The organism is Undibacterium sp. TJN25, assembly GCF_049339885.1.
In the GTDB taxonomy this organism is placed as follows: Bacteria; Pseudomonadota; Gammaproteobacteria; order Burkholderiales; family Burkholderiaceae_D; genus Undibacterium.
On the sequence record NZ_JBMPPM010000003.1, the window covers coordinates 527,527 to 547,036 of the forward strand.

A 19,510-nucleotide genomic window follows, 5' to 3' on the forward strand; every position below is an offset into this window, starting at 1 on the left:
GCGTCATTTGCGCAACAATTCCGAGCCCTTGGAGGCTCGCTTCAGCGCTCTGGCCGTCAAAGCTCTTCCCTAAGGGTCTCTGCAGACGCCAGTGCCGTGCTATTGCAGCTTCTGGTCTTCGCTTTTCGCTTCTGCCATGGCATCCGGCTCCAGTTCTTCCGCGAAGCGATTGAGGTAGATAAACACGCCCCAGGCCGCGAGCAGGATGCCCACCGCAACCAGCGGGCTTCCCGCGTACAGCAATTGTTGCAAGTCTTCATGTACTGCGTGGAAAGTGGCAACCAGACCTTCGATTGCCAGCGAAACGACCAGCACCACGAAAAAACGGGACAGGTAACGCCTGACACGCGTAGGCGCGCTGATGTCCGCATCCCGCACGACCTCTTCTTCAATGATGGTTTCGGCGATCTGCAAGGCAACGACGGCTGCTGCGAGTATGCCAATGGCCTCTATCAGGACTTGCGCTCCCGCTACCCCAAACCCGTCTTGAAATGCGGAAAACCCCAGGCGCGCGGCGACGGCAATCAGCATCAGCGCCGCAGCGGCAAACAACAGCGCCATCACACCGTGGACCGCGCTGAACAAACGCAAGATGATTTTCATGTTACCCCTGTTTGCCGCTGTTGAGATCTTTCGTGGAGAAGTGGCACGATGATAGATAAAACAAGGTATAGCCGATGCAGGCAGGCGGCTGGGGCATCCGTAAGACATGTCCGACCACGCAGAGCTCGCAGCGGCTACAGCCTATAAAGGCTATTCTCCAGAAGCGCGTTGTTCCTTGTCCCGCTCCAGCTTCCGCTTGGCGTCTGCCAGAGGTTTGCTCATGATAACGAACTGCTGTGCTTCCACAACTGCGGCGCCGGCCGGCCTGTTTGACAGGATCATGATGATTTCCGGCGAGGCCCAGCTCTGGTTGCCCTGGTCTTCAGCGCCGAGCAATCCATACTCGTCCGATATCGCCTTGATGAAATTCGCCTTATTCTCAGCATCCGGCGCTGCAAGCAATTTGACTTTGTACAGCCAGTCGGCGTTGTAGCAATATTCGATGGAAGCCAGTTTTGCCGCGCCCAAACTTAAATCCTCGTTGGCCTTGCGATAGCAGTCCGGTTCCGATGGCGTGTTCGGCTCCGCGATGGCCCCGAGTTCTGCACGGCTGGCACCCCATTTCATGGACCTGAAGCCTGTTGGCGTTTGTTTCTCAAACTGCGCATGCGCGATAGGCGGAAGAAAGAGCGCCGATGCGAGAATAAGCTGGGATGTCTTATGCATTGCCTGGGAACCCCGCAGTCAACTCGTGGAATGCCTGATTCTACTCTGCAAATTGTTTTTATTATTATTTTATCGACAATACGGGTTTAGCCAGCGCCTGTGCCTCGTCATTCAGGCGCACCGCGTCCGGTTGCAGGAAAATCATGTCATTGGTTGAGGACAACATTTGCTTGCGCTGATAGCGCTCCAGCGGCGTCCTGGTGTCGTCGCTCTTCGTATCCGGCATCAGCGTTTTCACCAGGTCTTGCGTCAAAGAAGCTTGTTCGGGGGTCGTCGTATCGTCCTTCAGGTGGCCCATTTCATATTTCTGCACGCGGGTGGACTGGCTGGATGACTGGCTCAGGCTGGCCTTGACCAGGATGCCTTTTTTATACGCCATGTCCATGGTGCTGGTTGCCGTGTCGTCTATGGAGTAATAGCTGTAATTTTGCGATGCCGCTGCTTCGGTCAATATTAAAGGCAGATCTGGAATAGTCGACTGGTGGTAGCTTGCCTGCAGCGATGACTGCTGGGTCTGGGAAATGGTCCGGTTGGCTTGGTCGAGGCCTTTAATCTCGGTGCTTTGGGAGGCCTGGTAAGAGAAGCTGTCCTTCTCGCCGGGGCGCATGGGATTGGGGAAGGTCTTGGCCTGCGTGACCGACGCGCTGAAATCGGCAAGCCCGGTCAGCATTGAATGATCCTGGTCTTCCAGCGTGATGGACGGCAGTGCGGCTATCTGGGGCGGCAGCACCGGCCCGTAGTTGCTGTTCATCTCGGTAAATGCATCCTTGAACATGCCCATCAGCGTCGCATCTCCATGGCCGCGAGCGGCGGCCTGGTCGAACTGCTTCAGGTAATTGGCAGTGGCCTTGGCTTGCTGGGACTGGCTTCCCCAGCTCGCAGGCTTGGTCAGGTCCACGCTGATGTTAGCTTCGCCACCCGGTCCGCTCAGACCTACCGTTCTTTTTGCTGCATCGGCATGGAAATCCAGCGACTGATTCTCGCTGGCACCTGTCTGCATGCTGGAATGCAAGTCAACCGAGGCCAATACATTGGGATCAAATTGCGTCAGGCCGTCGAGGTCGATCTTTGGCGGCGAGGAAGCGATGCCGTCAATGGCATCCTGGAAGCCCTTGGACAGCTTGGTCAGCGCACTGCGCTCGTTATCGCTTAACGGTCCGCTGCTTTTCATCTGGATAGCCAAGCCGTTTTCCTGGCTATCCAGCGACAGGCTTACCTTGACACCGCTTTTGGTCGTGATGCTGAGCGTTATCTGGTTCGCGCCCACGCCATGCAGCGATGGCTGCTGTATTGCACCCACCCCGCCATACGGAGTTGCCTGCGCTGCAGCCGGCGCTTGTCGCACTGTTTGCACGGTCTGCGAGAAGTCTGCTCCATCCCCTTTGAGCTGGTCCAGCATGGCCGCACCCAAGCCGGCAAACCGGCCCGTAGGAGCCTGAAAAGCGTAGTTATATGCCATCAGGTAACTGAGCGGATCGCTTGCCTTGGTTTCCCACATCAGCGGCGTGGCCGCTGCCGCCAGCATGCTGGGCAAATCCTGTGCTGAACTGAGCGTGACGATGGCCGACGGCGTTGCCTGGGCTGTCCCTGTGGTACTCGCCCCTCGCGTTGCCGCTGTTGTGCTTGCAGGCGGCGTATATAGCGCCGGGGTCTTGCTGATCGGTGAAAGAGTCGTCATGAATAGATATCCGCCAGTTGGCCGTTCATACACTAACGTCAACAAACTGCAAATCTTTAAGCAAAGCAATGCCGGTAGCTTGCCGGATAGCATCGAATGCACGGGGATAAAGACGCCCGCCGACCGGTATGCAAGGGTGTTATAGCCCGGCGGCGCTGCCGCCTGTCATTGTTGACAGCGTGTTTATTTTTTAATTCAGGGGCAGGATGACGTTGGCAATAAATTAATTTCGATGGCCGGCAGGCGGTTCAATGTGAGATCGTTTATCGCCACAAAAATTACAAGTGACACGTGATGGCGAGCCCGTCAAAAGAGGCCTCGCTACAAGCTCAGGGAGAACATCATGATCATCGGCCGCCGCGCGCTGGGGTTTCGTCTGTCCATTTATTTCCTCGCCTTGCTCAATAGCGGCTGCGTATCGCTCAATCGCTCAAGCACGGACCTGGATCTTGAAACGTCCGGCGCTAATGGCGTACCAGCGTTTGCAGGGGAATTGGGAGAAGCCATCCGGCAGGCGAATATCCAGCGCAATGCCTACTTCGATGCGGTGGACAGGCGGGTGATGGGCCGGCAGGCACTGGGTGTAGGTCTTATCGCGTTGAGCGCCGTGGCGGTTTACCGTGGCGCAGCGGCTGCAACGGATGGACAGCGGGACTGGCTGACGCGTGCCGGCGCAATAGGCGCCGGTGCTTATACCGCAGGCCAGTTTGCGTCGAATAATCCGGCCGACGAGGCTTTCCTGGATGGATACCGGGCGATAAGCTGCTCGATTCTCAGGGTGAGACCGCTCTTGTTTGATACGCGTACTGAACAGTCGGGTGCAGGGCCACTCAGTCTTCCAGACTTTAACAGTGACATCACGGCGCTAAAGGCTGCTGTGGATGAAACGGACAGGCAATTGTCCAAAAGACAGGTTCAATACGATCGATATAAAGAATCTTTGCAAAGGGAAATGCGGAAAATCCAGAGGCCGGTCGATGCAGCCACTTTAAAGAACCCAAAAGCAAGTAGTTCAAAAAAGGATGGGGCAGATCTGGATACGAATCAGACAGACGCCTCCATAAAAGTCGATGATGGCGGCTATGGAAATAACATTAAAAAAGAATTCGCCGCTGTCGTCCGGGAACTGCAAAATGCGCGTGCCCTGCTAAAAAAAGGCACCGCGCTCCAGCAGCGTGTAGCGACTTCCGGTTTTGCGTTACGCAGGCGTGTTGAACTGGTGGTGGCGAATGTCGCCGGCACGGTACAGAAAAATCAGCCCGATCTGCCAAAACTGGCGGTGACTTTAAAAACGATCAGTGATACCGCAAACAGCTTTTCCGATCTCAAACCTGTTCCTGTCGCGGCGGCAGATGCTGCCGATGATGTGAGCACCAGTTCCGCGGCCGAAGCACCGGCCGCAAAAAACAGTGCCGGCAGCGGCGGAGGCGCCGCAAGCCAGTGCAAGGCGCCCGCGCCTGCGGTTGATGCCGCGCCGGCCTCTACCACGGAAGTAAAAACCACTGAAACCACAGTAAAAGGCGGTGTTAGTACGACAACTGAAAAAACCATCAAGACAACTGTGACAAAACCGGAGGCAAGAAAATCAGGAACGGAAACAAAAATAACGGTAACGGTGGCAATAAACCCGGACAGGCTGGAAGGGTATCTCACACTGGACCAAAGGAAAGAGCTGCGCAATAGATTGAGCAAACTATATGTAGCGCACAATCATCTTAACTACAGGATGGCGGCCTTTCAGGAAATAGTGAAGTCGATCAAGAATATCCCAGTTTGCGATATCGGCAATGGAGTAGCGCTCAAGGTTGTTCCTGATACGGAAGAGCTAAAAGCGCAGGCCGGGCAGAAATATAAGTTTTTTGTCAGCGGCGGCATCGGCATTCCCAAGATAGCACTGCTGAACGCCCCCAATGCGAAAGATACCGACGGTCTGCAATTGACGACATCCGTGGACGACGGCCAGGTTGTTGCCACGCTGAGCGTGCCGCAGGATGCGAAAGCGGGCGAGGTGACGCTGCATATTTCTGACGGGGAAGGCTTGCAGGATCGCGATATCAGCATCAATGTGGAGGCATGCACGCCGCCGGCCGGCGACAAGAATAAGGATAAAACCTAGGCAAACCTGTCGTTAGCCAAGTGGTAAACTGGCTGGATTGATGCCCATGCAATATTGCCTGCTTCCCTGCGCATAGCCCCGGTGGCTCGTGCCGGACGAATGGAAAGCCGGCTGCTAAAAAAAAATTTATCTGGCGCTTGACATTCCCATCGTGGGAAGCTTCATCCTTGCAGGTATCAAAACCTTCCAGGAGTTTCGCCATGAGTAAATCCATCACTTTCGATCTGCCCATTTCCGGTATGACCTGCGCCAGTTGCGCGGGCCGGGTGGAGCGCGCGCTGAGCAAAGTCAGCGGCGCCGAGAATGTCAGCGTCAATTTCGCCACCGAACAGGTTCGCCTGCAGGCGCCCCCCGATAGTCTCCCCGCTCTGCTCCAGGCCGTGGATGCGGCAGGATATGCGGTGCCGGGTGGGCATGTCGAACTGGCCATCGGCGGCATGACCTGCGCGTCCTGCGTAGGCCGCATAGAGCGGGCACTGGCCAAATTGCCGGCGGTGAAAAGCGTCAGCGTCAACCTCGCCAGCGAACGCGCGCATATTGAAACGCTGGGCAATGTCGATGCAACGGCCTTGATTGCCGCTGTTGAAAAGGCTGGCTATTCCGCCAGCCCGGTGCAAGATACGCAAGCAACTGCTGACGAACAGCAGCAGCGGCTAAGCAGGGAGCGCTGGTCGCTGCTGCTTGCGATTGGCCTGTCTGTGCCGCTCGTATTGCCGATGCTGCTGGAGCCGCTGGGGCTGCTCGGGCGGCATTGGATGCTGCCTGCCTGGGTACAGTTCGCGCTGGCCACGCCGGTGCAATTCATCCTGGGCGCGCGTTTTTATGTCGCTGCCTGGAAAGCCGTACGCGCCCGCGCCGGCAATATGGACTTGCTGGTGGCGCTTGGCACCAGCGCCGGCTACGGCTTGAGCATCTACGGCTGGGCGAATGCGGCGCCGGGCAGTATGCCGCATCTGTATTTTGAAGCATCAGCAGTGGTTATTGCGCTGGTGCTGCTTGGTAAATATCTGGAAAGCCGGGCCAAGCGCCAGACGTCCAGCGCCATCCGTGCGTTGGAAGCATTGCGTCCGGAACGTGCCGTGCAGCTAATTGATGGGCAGGAGCGTGATGTCGCCATCAGCGCGTTGCGCATCAACGACGTGGTCGTCGTCAGGCCGGGGGAGCGTTTCCCGGTGGACGGCGAAGTCGTTGAAGGCCAAAGCCATGCGGATGAAGCGCTGATCAGCGGAGAGAGCCTGCCTGTGCCCAAACAGCAAGGCGACCGTGTCACCAGCGGCGCCATCAATGGCGAAGGGCGCCTGCTGGTCCGTACTCAGGCGCTGGGCGCCGAAACAGTACTGGCGCAGATCATACGGCTGGTGGAAGATGCACAGGCGGCCAAGGCGCCGATCCAGAAACTGGTGGACAAGGTCAGCCAGATATTCGTTCCGGCAGTGCTGGTGCTGGCATTGCTGACCCTGGCCGGCTGGCTCCTGGCCGGCGCTTCACTGGAAAGTGCGCTGATCAATGCCGTGGCGGTGCTGGTGATCGCCTGCCCTTGTGCGCTGGGCCTGGCAACGCCGACGGCAATCATGGCCGGGACAGGCGTCGCTGCGAAATTCGGCATTCTGATCAAAGACGCAGAAGCGCTGGAACGTGCTCACAACGTCACTTCAGTCGTGTTCGATAAAACTGGCACGCTGACGTCGGGTACGCCGCGCATTGCACATTTCAGTGCTGTACAGGCCACGGAAAACGAAGCACTGCAATGGGCAGGTGCGTTGCAACTTGGCAGTGAGCATCCGCTGGGCAAGGCTGTGCTGGCTGCCTGCAAGGAGCGCAATCTGGAGTTGCCTGAAGTACTGAACAGCCGCTCCCTTGCCGGCCGCGGCATTGCGGGCACAGTGCTGGGTCGCGATCTGGTACTGGGCAACCGGCGCCTGCTGGAAGAAAGCGGCTTGCAAGCTGGAGCTCTGGCGGAATCGGCACAAACCTGGGAGGCCGAAGGCCGCACACTATCCTGGTTGATCGAGCGCGGCGAACAGCCTGCAGTGCTGGGCCTGTTCGCTTTCGGAGATACCTTAAAGCCCGGCGCGCAGCAGGCGGTGGCGCAATTGGCGGCGCGCGGCATCGGCAGCCATCTGCTGACGGGCGATAACTGGGGCAGTGCCCGTGTCGTCGGGCAAGCGCTGGGGATTGCCAACGTGCATGCAGAGGTGCTGCCTGCAGATAAAGCCGCGACGGTCGTCGAACTGAAAAAGCACGGCGTGGTGGCCATGGTAGGGGATGGCATCAATGACGCGCCGGCTCTGGCGGCCGCGGATGTCGGCATCGCCATGGGCGGTGGCACGGATGTGGCGATGCATGCCGCCGGCATTACGCTGATGCGTGGCGACCCCCGTTTGATTCCAGCCGCGCTGGATATCAGCCGCAAAACCTACGCCAAGATCCGGCAAAATTTATTCTGGGCTTTCGTCTACAATCTGATCGGCATTCCACTGGCGGCTTTTGGCTTGCTCAATCCGGTGCTGGCCGGTGCCGCGATGGCCTTATCCAGTGTCAGTGTGGTCAGCAATGCCTTATTGCTCAAGACGTGGAAGCCAAAAGACATCGAGTGATTACGGAGCCGCATCCCACCCTGGCGTTGAGATGCGCTTTACTCATTTTACAGATTGAAGGAATTTCAAGATGAATATAGGACAGGCAGCCAAAGATAGTGGCCTGAGCGCCAAGATGATCCGCTACTACGAATCGATAGGTTTACTGGCAGCGGCCCACCGCAGCGACAGCGGCTATCGCCTCTATGGACAGGATGATCTGCATACACTGGCATTCATCAAGCGCTCCCGGCATCTCGGGTTTTCATTGGAAGAAGTGGGCAAGTTGCTGACGCTCTGGCAGGACCGGGAAAGGGCCAGCTCAGAAGTGAAGGCGCTGGCCCGCGAACATATAGACGCGCTGAACCAGAAGATCAGCGAGCTGAGCGGCATGCGCGAGAGCCTGCAGGACCTGGTGGATCATTGTCATGGAGATCATCGCCCGGATTGCCCCATTCTCAAGGATCTGGCGTCGGGCATCTGCTGCTCGTAGTCTGCTGTGTAGTCAGGCAAATGTCGACTGAATAGATGCAGCCCCATGTTGCGGATACAATGCCTGTCAAATCCATTCTTACCGGAAGATCCTGATGACTTTACTGATGCCGAGGCTGGAACATATTGCGGACCTGACTGTCTTCGTCGATAAGCCGGTAGAGGCGGGCAAGGTGACGGGCCTGAACAGCCGCGGCCTGCGCAGGATTATCCCGATTACCGGGGGTACGGTCAGTGGAAAGCTCAACGGTGACGTGCTGGCTGGTGGCGCCGATTTTCAGATGGTGGTTTCCGATAGCGCTTCCCACCTCGACGCCAGATATATCCTGCAGCTGGATAATGGGGCGCGGGTCTATGTACAAAACCACGCGATCCGTCGCGGACCGGCAGAGCAGATCGCCCGGCTGGTTCGTGGCGAACAGGTGGATCCTGCCCTGATCTACTTTCGTTGTGTGCCTAGCTTCGAAGTTGACCACGACGAACTGCTGTGGTTGACCGACAGTGTGTTTGTCGGCACAGGCGCCCGTTATCCCGACCGCGTCGAAATGGCTTTCTTTCGCGTGGAATAGCGCATCCCGGATTACGCCCCCGCTGAATTCTTGAATATACTGAAGGGCAAGCAGGCAGCTCAGTGGTTTCTGTAAGTTCCCGTGTCATTCTGGCAGGAAGGCATGTCGTTTGAGCCCGTGACCAGCTGCGCTGCAACGGCAAAAAGCTGGCTTTTAAAATGAATGCCCAGCTTTTCGTAAGCCCTTGCGCGGTAAGTTTTTACAGTGGCAAGCGAAACCCCCAAGTCCAGCGCAATGCCTTCGTAGGTTCTGCCGAGCAGCAGGCCGGCGCATACATCCAGCTCGCGGGCGGTCAGGCGCGGGCAATATTCACTTAAAGTGGGCGCCAGCGTTGATCTGCCGAAGCCGGTAAGCGCCACCTGCTTGAGGTTGGCGGAAATGTGTTTCCTGATGCAGGCAATCAGCGGAGCGGAAACCGAACCGATGACCTCCACCTCGCCATCGCTGAATGGAAGACGGTTGTCGAACCGGTAGAAGTTGGTTGCGAAAAAGGAATCGCCTGCTTTGCAAACGATAGAAAGCCGGTCTTGGATGCAATGCCGCGAGTAAATTGCCGCCCTGTGAGCCGGCGAAAATTCAGTGTGATGCGAGTAGGTCATCGCGAGTTCATTGTCTGTCGCCAGCTTCTTGGCCCGGTCAAAGCTGCCATCTTTGGCGTGCAGCTTTTTCTGGTAGCTTTTGAAGCAAGCTGCGCTGACATCGGTTTTTCCGACGCTGGACGACAGGTACATGCGTGGTTCTGCCTCAGTATCCAGTTGATAGACCGAAAAAAAATCCGTACACACCAACTGGTTCAGGCCGGAAATCAGCGTCTTGCCGAATTCATGTTCACCGATTGAATCTATCAGGGGAACAATAAATTGATCCGGTGCGCCAGCCTTGGGCTGGCTATTGAGGTTATCCGCGTGCGGTAAAGTCCAGGCATTCATTTGACGTCTCCTCCGGATTCAGACCCGATATCATCCGCTAAGCTTCATAGGCGGTTGTCAACCTTTTGGTGGACAGACCATATCCAATGATTTCTCCATACTCATAAGAATAAAATACGAGTGTGCAGCGCCAGAAGAGACTAACATAAATAAGAGGCGTGTTGGCCTCCGCCCGGCCTTGCTTGTATACAGGCAACAGCAGCGCGACTTTTTGCACTCATGCGCAGGCGGCTTTCATACTTGGCAAAAATGAAGTGAGTTCTGGATGACGCTCCCGCCCGGCATCACAGCACGTCACCCGGATGCCTGCTTTTGATACACCTATAAATAAAAACGGAGACAGCATCAATGAAGATAGCAAATTCCCTAGGACAAAACGCGGCACATGCTTACGCGAAGCTCTTGATGAGTTCGGCCGTCGCGCTGCTTGCGATACCTGCACATGCCGATATCAATATCGGTGTTATTTTATCTTTGACCGGACCGGCCGCGTCGCTGGGTAAGCCTGCGGAGAATACGATCAAATTGTGGCCGGATCAGATTGCGGGGCAGAAGGTGCATCTGATTGTGCTCAATGATAACAGCGACCCCACTGAAGCGGCCAAACAGGCGTCGCGCCTGATCACGGAAGACAAAGTGGATGTGATTGTCGGGCCTTCGCTGACGCCTCCGTCGATTGCAGCGATGGAGGTGGCCGGCCGCAATGCGACGCCCATCATTGCGCTGGGTGGCGGTAATGCCATTGTCGAACCACAGGAAGGGCCGCGCAAATGGGCCTTCAAAATGCCTGCGCCTGAGGCAATTTCGGTGCAGGCCGTGGTTGACAGCATGATAGCGAAGAAAATTAAAAACGTTGCCGTTATCGCGGTAACAACCAGCTATGGAGAAGGTTTCCTGAAAGCCTTCAACATGCAGGCGCCGGCAAAGGGGCTCAATATTACGGCCGTAGAACGCATTGGCGCCCAGGATGTATCGGCCACTTCGCAGATACTGAAGGTGATGTCGACCAATCCGGATGCTGTATTCATCGTCAGCTTCGGCACGCCTGCAGCGACGCCCCACATTGAGCTCAGCAAACGCGGCTACAAAGGCATGATCTACCAGACGCACGGCGTGGCCAATGGAGACTTCCTGCGGATCGGCGGCAAAGAGGTGGATGGCGCCTACCTCGCGGTGGCACCGGTGCTTGTCGCCGAGCAGTTGCCGGTCAGCGATCCCACTAAAAAACAGGGGGTTGAATATGTGAGCAAATATGAGGCGAAGTACGGCGCCGGCACCCGGTCTCTGTTCGGCTCTACAGCATGGACCGCGCTCAACTGGCTGGAAGCGACCGTGCCGGTAGCATTGAAGAAAGCAAAACCGCAAACTCCGGAATTTCGCCAGGCTTTGCGTGACGCGCTGGAAGGAATGAAAGACGTCGTCAGTCCTGAGGGTGTATTCACGATGAGTCCCGCCAATCATAATGGATTGGATGCCCGCGGCCAGGTCATGGTGAAGATAGAAGCCGGAAAATGGAAGTTGGCTCAGTAACTTAGCTATTCAATTTTCCTGGGCCCGCCTCCCGGGGGGCTTTTCAAATAACCGTTTGCCGGGACAGATATCGCATGGACAGTCTTCATCCACATTTTCGCCCGGCCGTGGCTGGCACGTTTTGCCCTACACACCGCGTTGATTTTTCCTGCATGCAGGATATCAGGGATATGGAGGCGCGAAAGTATGAAGAAGCGGTACCCTTCCAATGCACAGCAAACTTTCTGGCCCATGCTGCCGATACATATGGGCAGACGCCGGCGATTTTTTATCAGCCAAGCGCTGAGCTGGACGATGCTCCGTTAGTATGGTCGTTTGAAGAGTTATGGGATAACGTCAAGCGCGCGGGCAATCTGTTCCGTTCGCTTGGTATCCAGCGCGGAGAACCTGTCGCGCTGCTAGCCCCACATATACCTTCGGCGCAATTCGCTTTTTGGGGTGCGCAACTGGCGGGCTGTGTTTTTCCCATTAATTTTTTATTAAATGCCGAGCATATCGCACAGTTGCTCAAGGCCGCCCATGTAAAAGTGGTCGTCACCCTTGCCGCTACGGATGAGCTTTCAATCAACCAACAGGTGATGAGGGCAGTAGAATTGGCTGGTTGTGTTCAGCATGTGCTGGAAATCGATGTTAATGAACGTACGCGCGCTTCAGGTTCCTTTCAACACTGTGTTCGAGCCAGCTCAAGTGCCTCGGATTTGGTGTCCGAGCTTGCTCCCGATTCCCTGGCTGCGTTGTTTCATACTGGCGGTACAACGGGTCTGCCGAAGATACTCAGGCATAGTCACCGCAATGAAATGCATACAAGCTGGTTCGGAGCGATGTACTACGGAATGAAAGCCGGTGATGTGATCTTGAACGGCTTTCCGCTATTTCATGTTGCAGGCACCTTCGTGTACGGACTTGCGCCACTTGCAGCGGGGGCAGCCTTGTTTTTGCCGACACTGACGGGGATGCGCAATCAGGCATTCGTCAAGAATATATGGGCTTTTGCGGAGAAACACGGTATCAGCCATCTGGGCTGTGTACCTACCGTATTATCGGCATTATTGGCGGTGCCAAGGCTGGAAGGGCAGGCCGGCAGTGTCCGTCTCGCGTTGACCGGCGGTTCGCCGCTGTCCAATGAGCTGGCCTGTAACTTTGAAAGCCTGCACCATATTCCGGTCAGGAATATTTTCGGGATGACGGAATGCGCCGGCATCGTCTCTATCGAGCCCACACTTGCCGGCCGCCATGCAGGGTCGGCCGGCCTTCGACTGCCATTTTCTGAAGTGGCCGCCATCCCCTTGGGCTGCCTCGACGGCGCGGGTGGGGAGGGCACCGGGGAGCTTACCGTATTTTGCAAGAGCGACGAGCTGGGAGTCATTGCGATCCGTGGGCCGCATGTCAGCGAAGGCTATCTTGACCCTGCGCTCAATCCGGGCACTTTTACGAGGGATAAGTGGCTTTTGTCAGGTGATCTTGGATATATCGATCAGCACGGATACCTCTACCTGACAGGGCGCTCTAAAGACCTGATCATCCGCAGCGGCCATAATATTGATCCCGGCATGGTCGAGGAGGCTTTTCTCAAGAACCCGGCAGTAAGTGCCTGTGCCGTAGTCGGAGAACCGGATAGTTATGCGGGCGAGCTGCCTGTGGCTTTTGTTATCCTGAAGAATCCCGAGGGTGCGAGTCCCTCGTCGTTGCTGGCGGAATTGGCCTTGCATATCCACGAGCGTCCTGCCATGCCGAAGAGGGTAGTCATACTCGACGTTTTGCCCACTACGCCGGTAGGTAAAGTGTACAAGCCCGCGCTGCGCGCACTTGCTGCGACGGAAAAAATCCGGGAGCTGCTTGCAGGGCTCGATTTTGGCGCCGCAGTCGGCGTATCTTGTACGGCGGATGCGGGCGGCATCGTGGCGATGCTGCAGGCCGGCGTCCAAGATTTACCCTTGCTGAAAAAGACACTTGCGGGCTTTCCTGTGCGATTGGAGTTTTGTTGAGCCGTGCTCCAGACCATCCCAGGGCCGGCAAATCACCGCATTCGGGAAACCTCGATAATGGAAGCAGAGAGCCATGACATCCGTATTGAAATATGAAGTAGAGGGCAGCATTGCAACCCTTACCTTGAACCGTCCAGAAGTACACAATGCGCTGGATCCGGAGCTACTGTGCCGCTTCGTCGATGCATTGGCGGACTTTGACCGCAATCCCCAGTTGCGTGTGGCGATAATTACGGGAGCCGGTGCTCAGGCATTTTGTGCAGGGGGTGACCTTGGCTCGACTTTACCTTTACTGACCGGAGACCGGACGCCTCAAAATGCGTGGGAACAGCGCCTGCTGGACGATCCTGCAGTAAAGACCATTGCTCCCTTGAGAGAACGCCCCATAAACAAACCCGTTATCGCCGCTGTCAACGGCCTCTGCATGGCGGCGGGAGCTGAGATCATGCTGGGGACGGACATCCGGGTAATTGCAGAGCATGCGACGGTAGCTTGGCCGGAAGTCAGGCGTGGCCTGATTCCTTTCGCGGGATCGCTAGTACGCCTTTCCCGTCATATTCCTTATTGCCATGCAATGGAGTTGCTGCTGACCGGATGCGTAATCAGCGCTGCAGATGCGTTGCGCATGGGGCTCGTTAACCACGTCGTTCCTGGCGAGCAGGTAATGACGCGCGCGATGGAGATTGCGCAAAAAATTGCCGCCAACGCTCCGCTCGCAGTACAGCAGATTAAACGTGTAGCGATACAGGCGGACGGGTCTACCCTCGCGGCCGGCTTTCAAATGGAGGAAGAAGGTTTCCGTACCGTCATGGGTTCCGCGGACGCCCGGGAGGGAGCGCGGGCTTTCATGGAAAAGAGAGCGCCGGCCTACACGGGAAAATGACAGGCCTGACGTCCGGGAGCCGTAGCCGTATTACGCTATCGCCTTCAGCAGGCGCACCATGCGCGCAAAGGTCTTGCCGTACGGCGGATAGAGCAGGCTGACACCGTTCATCCTGCTTTGGTAAAAGACCGGTTTTTCCTTGCTCAGCGTGCGGAAACCCCATTCACCGTGGTAGGCGCCCATGCCGCTGGCGCCAACGCCGCCGAAAGGCTGTGATTCCTGGCTCAGGTGCCACAGGCAATCGTTGATCGTCACACCGCCGGATACGGTTTTCTCCAGTACCAGGTCGCGGCTGGCATTGTCGGTGCCGTACCAGTACAGCGCCAGCGGGCGCTCGCGTTCATTGATGAAGTCTATCGCTTCGCGTACATCGTCCTTGTAGGTCACTACAGGCAGCAGCGGTCCAAAAATTTCCTCTTGCATGATGCGCATGCCGGGCGTTGCGTTCAGCACCAGCATTGGCGGCAGCTTGCGGTTGCCTGGTTCCTTGCCCTTTTCCGGCACGGCGGAACCTGTCAGCGGCACCAGTTGCGCGCCGTGTTCGGCAGCGTCTGCCAGAAGGTCGTTGAGTCTGCCGAAATGGCGGTCATTGATGATGGCGGTGTAATCCGGGTTGTCGTCCAGTGTCGGGTACATTTTGCTGGCGGCGGCAATCAAGGCCCTTACCAGTTCGTCGCGCTTGCTTTCCGCCACCAGCAGGTAGTCTGGCGCAATGCAGGTCTGCCCTGCATTGAGCAGCTTGCCGAATGCGAGGCTGCCTGCGGTGGCCTTGATGTCGGCGCTGGCATCGACGATTGCCGGGGATTTTCCGCCCAGCTCCAGCGTCACCGGGGTCAGGTTCTTTGCCGCCGCAATGGCAACCTGTCTGCCGGTAGCGGTAGAGCCGGTAAATACCAGGTGGTCGAAGCGCAATTCGGAAAATGCTTTGCCGACCTCCATGCTGCCGGGCACTACGACCATTTCATCGGCGCTGAAATATTCGCCAACCAGCTTTGCCAGCAACGCTGAATAACGCGGTGTGAATTCGGAGGGTTTCAGCATTACGCGGTTGCCGGCGGCGAAGGCGGCAATCGCCGGGCCTATTGCCAGCTGGTGCGGATAATTCCACGGTGCGATGATGCCGACCACGCCCAGCGCCTGGCTCATCAGCCGGTTTTTTGCGGGCAGGTATTGCAATGCGGTAGCGGCCCGCCGCGGTTTCATCCAGCCGGCCAGGTGGCGCTTGGTATGCTTGATGGAAGAGACGATCAGCGACAGGTCCGCCAGCTCGGTCTCCTGCCGGGAGCGGTGGCCAAAATCGGCGCTGATGGCTTCGTTGATTTCATCGGCATGGCGCTCGGTCAGCGTCGCCAGGCGGCTCAGCCAGTCGCGGCGCTGTTCCAGGCTGGGGTTGGGGGCGGCGCGGTAAGCCGCGCGCAGCCGCTCCAATGCGGCATCCAGTGTCTGGGCGATCACTTCCGGTGCGGGGTTCATATCCATGTCTGTCTCCTCGTTTTTATAGTGGGCCTGTTTCCCCGGTAACAGGAAAACGGGTTGTCAGGCTTTCAGCATTTTAATTTAATCCGCATCGGCTGCTGCGTCAAATACAACATTGCCGCTTGCGGGCTCCGCTGCTCTGGGTGCGCTAGCTTGCCATAGGGAATCCACGTAGGGCACGATATATGGCGCAGGCTAGAGTAATCCTTCTATTTCCCCCGAGCATCCTTCTGATCGGGCAATTTCATAGCTGCCGCAAATACTGGCCGGCGGCCGGGCCGGAGACCTCTCCTTCATTTTCTTCCGGAAAGCAGACAGGAAATTGATCGCAGCCGTTGCATTTCGGAGGCCGCAGGCCAGACATACCGTGGCGGCGACCGAGTTCGGCAAACAGGAATTTCTTCCACTTATAGTTATGCACATTGCCCGCATACAAGGCCGGGAAAAATAGGCGCAGCAGCGCAGAGACATCGCTGCGGCCCGACATTCCCAGGTCTTGCCACAGGTGGCGGCTGCCAAAGCCGGCGGCGGCGATAGCACGGGCCAGCCATTCGGTCTGCATGCCGCCTGCGATGCAGTTGTCCAGCAGCAATTGGACCATCTCCCTGAACAGTTCGGGGCCGGTGCTGGCGATGGCAGCACAGTCATGTTCGGGGATGGCGGTGTATGCCCGCAGCAAGGCAGGGTACTGGCTCAGCATATCCGCGTAAGCCCGGTAATTCAGGCCCAGTGTCGCAGCAAACGGTGGCAGCAGGCCTTGCCGCGCGTGTTCCAGCACGGCAGCGACAGCGGCCAACGCCAGATGCGCGGGCTCCGGCTGACCGTTTGCGGGTTTGCTTGTGTTCATGCATTCATACGGGGTTTTTGTATCGTTTTTTATGCCCGGGAGCAGATTTTTTAATTGTACGTTATATTCCAATTTATATAACGAAGGCGGCAAGAATTTCCCCGACCTGTCAATTTCTGGTTTCACAGGGTAAGGAATGCGGTGCTGCACCGACATACTGTGGAAACGAATGTGGATGCCCTGCACATGCAGGGCTGATGGATATTTTGTTACAACATTTCTTAAAGGCTGTTGATGATAATCGCACTGTTGGCATTTCTGGGCGGCGTACTGACGATACTCAGTCCCTGCATATTGCCAGTTCTTCCCTTTGTCTTTGCCAGGGCCGATCAGCCCTTTCTCAAAAGCACCCTGCCTATGCTGCTGGGGATGGCCGTCACGTTTGCCGGCATCGCTACGCTGGCAGCAGTCGGCGGCGCCTGGGCCGTGCATGTCAACCAGTACGGCCGGGTATTGTCGCTGGTGCTGATGGCGGCGTTTGCGCTGACGCTGCTGTCGCGTAGTCTGGCAGACCGCATGATGCGGCCCTTTGTCGCGATGGGCAGCCGCCTGTCCGCGTCTTCGGACGGCGGAGCGCCTGAAACCAGCGTACTGCGTTCACTGTTGCTGGGCTTTGCAACCGGGCTGCTGTGGGCTCCCTGCGCGGGCCCCATCCTGGGCATCGTGCTGACCGGCGCTGCTATCTCGGGGCCGAACACGCAGACGACATTGCTGTTGCTGGCTTATGCGGCAGGTGCGGCGACATCGCTGGGCGTGGCGATTTTTGCCGGCAACCGCTTGTTTACATCGATGAAAAAGACCTTCGGCGCCGGCGAATGGATACGACGTATCCTGGGTGTCGCCATCTTGCTGGCGGTTGCCGCCATTGCTTTCGGGTGGGACACGCAGGTGCTGACGCGCCTGTCGCTGGAAAGCACCAACAAGCTGGAACAGTCGCTGATCAATGCCATCAACCCGCCGGCTGCGCAAGACGCCAGCATGGCGATGAGCGGCGCAGCAGGAGGTTCCATGGCCGGCCAGAATTCAATGATGATGAGCAGCCAGGCGCCGCACGGCTTGCCGGTGCAGGGAGATTTTCCTGCGCTGACCAGTCCTGGCCCTTGGCTGAATTCACCGCCGCTGACGCGCGAAGGTTTGCGCGGCAAGGTTGTGCTGGTTGATTTCTGGACCTATTCCTGCATCAATTGCCTGCGCACTCTGCCTTACCTGAAAACCTGGTATGACAAGTACAAGGACCACGGCCTCGTCATCATCGGCGTGCATGCACCTGAGTTTGCGTTTGAAAAAGACCTTGGCAATGTGCGTAGCGCGGTGGCGGACCTGGGGGTCAAGTATCCGGTCGTGCTGGACAATAATTACGACATCTGGCAGGCGTTCAATAACCGCTTCTGGCCTGCGCACTATTTCATCGACGCCGCCGGAAAGATCCGCAGCCATCACTTTGGCGAAGGCGATTACGATGAAGCCGAGCACACCATACGCGAGTTGCTGACGGAAGCCGGTGTCAAGGATTTGCCGCCCGATTCCAGGGCGGTAGCCGGCGCCACCGGCATACAGGCAGCGGCGGACGAAGCGCATGTCCAGTCGCAGGAAACCTATGTCGGTTATGAGCGTGCCGCCAACTTCGTCACGTCGACGAAGCTGGTACAGGACCAGGTTGCTGCGTATGCAATGCCGCCGGCATTGCAGTTAAACCAGTGGGGCCTGGAAGGAAAATGGCTGGTGGACAGGGAGAAAGCAACGCTGGACAGCGCACCGGGAAAAATCGTATTCAGGTTCTATGCGCGTGACCTGCATCTGGTGCTGGGCCCCGGCAAGGATGGCAAGCCAGTCCGTTTCCGCGTGCTGCTGGATGGCGTAGCGCCGGCGGCGGACCATGGCGTTGATACCGATGAAAAAGGGAATGGCGTGGTGAAGGAACAGCGGCTTTATCAGCTGATACGGCAGAGTAAAACCATAGGCGAGCACACTTTCTCCATCGAATTCCTAGATAAGGATTTGCAGGCGTTTGCTTTTACTTTTGGCTAAAAAACAGTACTCAGGCAAGGAGGCCGCCGCCACAGGGCGGCGGGCCGTCCCGGCCTCGTAGATCAGTAGGTGACAGTGACTACGACCGAGTCGGTGAAAGTGCCGATGGCACCCGGTGTCTGGCCGGATGGGATACGCGCATACACGCTGCTGTTGGTGGAGGAACCGGTACCGATCATGGCGACGCCTGTCAATGCAGTATTACCCCAGGTAGTGGCGCGTCCGGAATCCTGATACAGGCTGTAGTTCAGGTAGGAGGGGCTGCCGCCGCCGCTGGACAGACGGCGTTGCGGTGTCGTGTCAGTGGAACCCGATGCTGCGTGGGCGCCCTGGCCGAGAGTAATGACGGCCGGCATTGCCAATGTGCAGCTGGTGCTGATGGAGGCGCTGACGTCCTGGTTGGTGCTGGCGTTCAGGTTCAAAGGATCATACGTGGTGGTGAAACCGGTCGCGCTGACGGTGCAGCTGTTGGCGATCGTCACGGTATTGGTCATCGTCGCGGTGACGGTGGATACTGCATGAGCGGGGTTTGCAAAAGCGATCAACAGGATGCCGGAAGACACTGCGAAAAATAACTGGGCTGCTTTGCTGCCGTTAAATTGTGATGTGGTTTTCATATTGGTCTCACTGAGGAAAGTTTTCAAAAGGATGCTGTATGGAAATTAGCTTACATCTTTCAATCGCCTCAGTGTCGCCGGTCTAACAATGTTTAATGATTCAAGGCAACATAGTGAAGTTATCTGACATTGTTTAATACTTTTCTCGGATGAAATGAACATGAAGCGAAAAACAGCGGCAATTTTATTGTTAAGCATGTAAGTATCCATGCCAATTACTTAATGTTTGAGATCAAGCGGTACATGATGCTGGCCGCTTCAGGACTTCGACGGGCTCGGTGGTATTGATGGAATAGATGCAGGTTGCACGCCAGCACAGTGCATATGCCGTCGCGCAGGATGGAGGTCGCGGTAGAAGCCGAACGCGCTTGATCAGCACATCCGGGGTGCCACCAGCGTATAGGCGTGTATAACGCCGCTGCTGTTCTACATTGCATCATCAATATTGCGGATCAGCCGGTCCCGTATGGCCTGGGTTGGCACGACGCCGCATTGCGAAGTACTCTCATGAATAA

15 protein-coding genes are annotated in these 19,510 nt (G+C 57.0%); 8 read left to right on the forward strand and 7 right to left on the reverse strand.

The window, feature by feature from the left end; all coding sequences use genetic code 11:
- Nucleotides 1-99: 99 nt before the first annotated feature.
- The 3 genes from ACO0LO_RS09335 to ACO0LO_RS09345 form a co-directional block, all read right to left on the reverse strand.
- Nucleotides 100-603 carry a hypothetical protein gene (locus ACO0LO_RS09335; protein WP_422963937.1) on the reverse strand — a complete coding sequence of 168 codons (504 nt, stop codon included), beginning with the start codon at nt 601-603 and terminating at the stop codon, nt 100-102.
- A 150-nt stretch (nt 604-753) separates the two neighbouring features.
- Nucleotides 754-1,170 carry a hypothetical protein gene (locus tag ACO0LO_RS09340; RefSeq protein ID WP_422963938.1) on the reverse strand — a complete coding sequence of 139 codons (417 nt, stop codon included), beginning with the start codon at nt 1,168-1,170 and terminating at the stop codon, nt 754-756.
- A gap of 163 nt (nt 1,171-1,333) precedes the next feature.
- Nucleotides 1,334-2,947, reverse strand: coding sequence for a hypothetical protein (locus ACO0LO_RS09345; protein WP_422963939.1), 1,614 nt, complete (start codon nt 2,945-2,947; stop codon nt 1,334-1,336).
- Nucleotides 2,948-3,290: 343 nt separating this feature from the next.
- On the opposite strand from ACO0LO_RS09345, the gene ACO0LO_RS09350 reads away from it, so the two are divergent.
- The 4 genes from ACO0LO_RS09350 to ACO0LO_RS09365 all read left to right on the forward strand — a co-directional run bounded on the left by ACO0LO_RS09350 (nt 3,291) and on the right by ACO0LO_RS09365 (nt 8,700).
- A complete protein-coding gene (locus ACO0LO_RS09350; protein WP_422963940.1) occupies nt 3,291-5,063 on the forward strand; it encodes a hypothetical protein in 1,773 nt (590 codons plus the stop codon).
- A 200-nt stretch (nt 5,064-5,263) separates the two neighbouring features.
- Nucleotides 5,264-7,660 carry a heavy metal translocating P-type ATPase gene (locus ACO0LO_RS09355; protein ID WP_422963941.1) on the forward strand — a complete coding sequence of 799 codons (2,397 nt, stop codon included), beginning with the start codon at nt 5,264-5,266 and terminating at the stop codon, nt 7,658-7,660.
- Nucleotides 7,661-7,730: 70 nt separating this feature from the next.
- Nucleotides 7,731-8,132 carry a Cu(I)-responsive transcriptional regulator gene (gene cueR / locus ACO0LO_RS09360; RefSeq protein ID WP_422963942.1) on the forward strand — a complete coding sequence of 134 codons (402 nt, stop codon included), beginning with the start codon at nt 7,731-7,733 and terminating at the stop codon, nt 8,130-8,132.
- A gap of 94 nt (nt 8,133-8,226) precedes the next feature.
- On the forward strand, nt 8,227-8,700 hold the full coding sequence (locus tag ACO0LO_RS09365) for a DUF3237 domain-containing protein (protein ID WP_422963943.1): 474 nt from the start codon (nt 8,227-8,229) through the stop codon (nt 8,698-8,700).
- Between the two features lie 59 nt (nt 8,701-8,759).
- Here the strand turns inward: ACO0LO_RS09365 and ACO0LO_RS09370 are convergent, their stop codons facing one another.
- Nucleotides 8,760-9,431 (reverse strand): helix-turn-helix transcriptional regulator, encoded by a 672-nt coding sequence (locus ACO0LO_RS09370; protein ID WP_422963944.1) that lies wholly within the window; start codon nt 9,429-9,431, stop codon nt 8,760-8,762.
- A gap of 603 nt (nt 9,432-10,034) precedes the next feature.
- Here ACO0LO_RS09370 and ACO0LO_RS09375 point away from each other — a divergent pair.
- The 3 genes from ACO0LO_RS09375 to ACO0LO_RS09385 all read left to right on the forward strand — a co-directional run bounded on the left by ACO0LO_RS09375 (nt 10,035) and on the right by ACO0LO_RS09385 (nt 14,027).
- Entirely contained in the window at nt 10,035-11,159 is a 1,125-nt protein-coding gene (locus ACO0LO_RS09375) for an ABC transporter substrate-binding protein (protein WP_422963945.1), read from the forward strand.
- A 74-nt stretch (nt 11,160-11,233) separates the two neighbouring features.
- Nucleotides 11,234-13,144 (forward strand): AMP-binding protein, encoded by a 1,911-nt coding sequence (locus ACO0LO_RS09380; protein ID WP_422963946.1) that lies wholly within the window; start codon nt 11,234-11,236, stop codon nt 13,142-13,144.
- Nucleotides 13,145-13,217: 73 nt separating this feature from the next.
- Entirely contained in the window at nt 13,218-14,027 is an 810-nt protein-coding gene (locus tag ACO0LO_RS09385; protein ID WP_422963947.1) for an enoyl-CoA hydratase/isomerase family protein, read from the forward strand.
- A gap of 30 nt (nt 14,028-14,057) precedes the next feature.
- On the opposite strand, the gene ACO0LO_RS09390 is transcribed toward ACO0LO_RS09385, so the two are convergent.
- Nucleotides 14,058-15,506 (reverse strand): coniferyl aldehyde dehydrogenase, encoded by a 1,449-nt coding sequence (locus ACO0LO_RS09390; protein WP_422963948.1) that lies wholly within the window; start codon nt 15,504-15,506, stop codon nt 14,058-14,060.
- Between the two features lie 241 nt (nt 15,507-15,747).
- Complete coding sequence (locus ACO0LO_RS09395; protein WP_422963949.1) at nt 15,748-16,350, reverse strand: nitrogen fixation protein NifQ; 603 nt, start codon at nt 16,348-16,350, stop codon at nt 15,748-15,750.
- 234 nt (nt 16,351-16,584) lie between these two features.
- Between ACO0LO_RS09395 and ACO0LO_RS09400 the strand changes: the two genes are divergently transcribed.
- Nucleotides 16,585-18,378 carry a cytochrome c biogenesis protein DipZ gene (locus tag ACO0LO_RS09400; protein ID WP_422963950.1) on the forward strand — a complete coding sequence of 598 codons (1,794 nt, stop codon included), beginning with the start codon at nt 16,585-16,587 and terminating at the stop codon, nt 18,376-18,378.
- Nucleotides 18,379-18,440: 62 nt separating this feature from the next.
- On the opposite strand, the gene ACO0LO_RS09405 is transcribed toward ACO0LO_RS09400, so the two are convergent.
- Entirely contained in the window at nt 18,441-18,995 is a 555-nt protein-coding gene (locus tag ACO0LO_RS09405) for a Csu type fimbrial protein (RefSeq protein ID WP_422963951.1), read from the reverse strand.
- Between the last annotated feature and the right edge of the window lie 515 nt (nt 18,996-19,510).

Bases quoted from the DNA above. Each gene is read 5' to 3' on its own strand.
- ACO0LO_RS09335 (WP_422963937.1), bottom strand. From the start codon at position 603: ATGAAAATCATCTTGCGTTTGTTCAGCGCGGTCCACGGTGTGATGGCG.
- ACO0LO_RS09340 (WP_422963938.1), bottom strand. From the start codon at position 1,170: ATGAAATGGGGTGCCAGCCGTGCAGAACTCGGGGCCATCGCGGAGCCG.
- ACO0LO_RS09345 (WP_422963939.1), bottom strand. From the start codon at position 2,947: ATGACGACTCTTTCACCGATCAGCAAGACCCCGGCGCTATATACGCCG.
- ACO0LO_RS09350 (WP_422963940.1), top strand. From the start codon at position 3,291: ATGATCATCGGCCGCCGCGCGCTGGGGTTTCGTCTGTCCATTTATTTC.
- ACO0LO_RS09355 (WP_422963941.1), top strand. From the start codon at position 5,264: ATGAGTAAATCCATCACTTTCGATCTGCCCATTTCCGGTATGACCTGC.
- cueR (WP_422963942.1), top strand. From the start codon at position 7,731: ATGAATATAGGACAGGCAGCCAAAGATAGTGGCCTGAGCGCCAAGATG.
- ACO0LO_RS09365 (WP_422963943.1), top strand. From the start codon at position 8,227: ATGACTTTACTGATGCCGAGGCTGGAACATATTGCGGACCTGACTGTC.
- ACO0LO_RS09370 (WP_422963944.1), bottom strand. From the start codon at position 9,431: ATGTACCTGTCGTCCAGCGTCGGAAAAACCGATGTCAGCGCAGCTTGC.
- ACO0LO_RS09375 (WP_422963945.1), top strand. From the start codon at position 10,035: ATGAGTTCGGCCGTCGCGCTGCTTGCGATACCTGCACATGCCGATATC.
- ACO0LO_RS09380 (WP_422963946.1), top strand. From the start codon at position 11,234: ATGGACAGTCTTCATCCACATTTTCGCCCGGCCGTGGCTGGCACGTTT.
- ACO0LO_RS09385 (WP_422963947.1), top strand. From the start codon at position 13,218: ATGACATCCGTATTGAAATATGAAGTAGAGGGCAGCATTGCAACCCTT.
- ACO0LO_RS09390 (WP_422963948.1), bottom strand. From the start codon at position 15,506: ATGGATATGAACCCCGCACCGGAAGTGATCGCCCAGACACTGGATGCC.
- ACO0LO_RS09395 (WP_422963949.1), bottom strand. From the start codon at position 16,350: ATGAACACAAGCAAACCCGCAAACGGTCAGCCGGAGCCCGCGCATCTG.
- ACO0LO_RS09400 (WP_422963950.1), top strand. From the start codon at position 16,585: ATGATAATCGCACTGTTGGCATTTCTGGGCGGCGTACTGACGATACTC.
- ACO0LO_RS09405 (WP_422963951.1), bottom strand. From the start codon at position 18,995: ATGAAAACCACATCACAATTTAACGGCAGCAAAGCAGCCCAGTTATTT.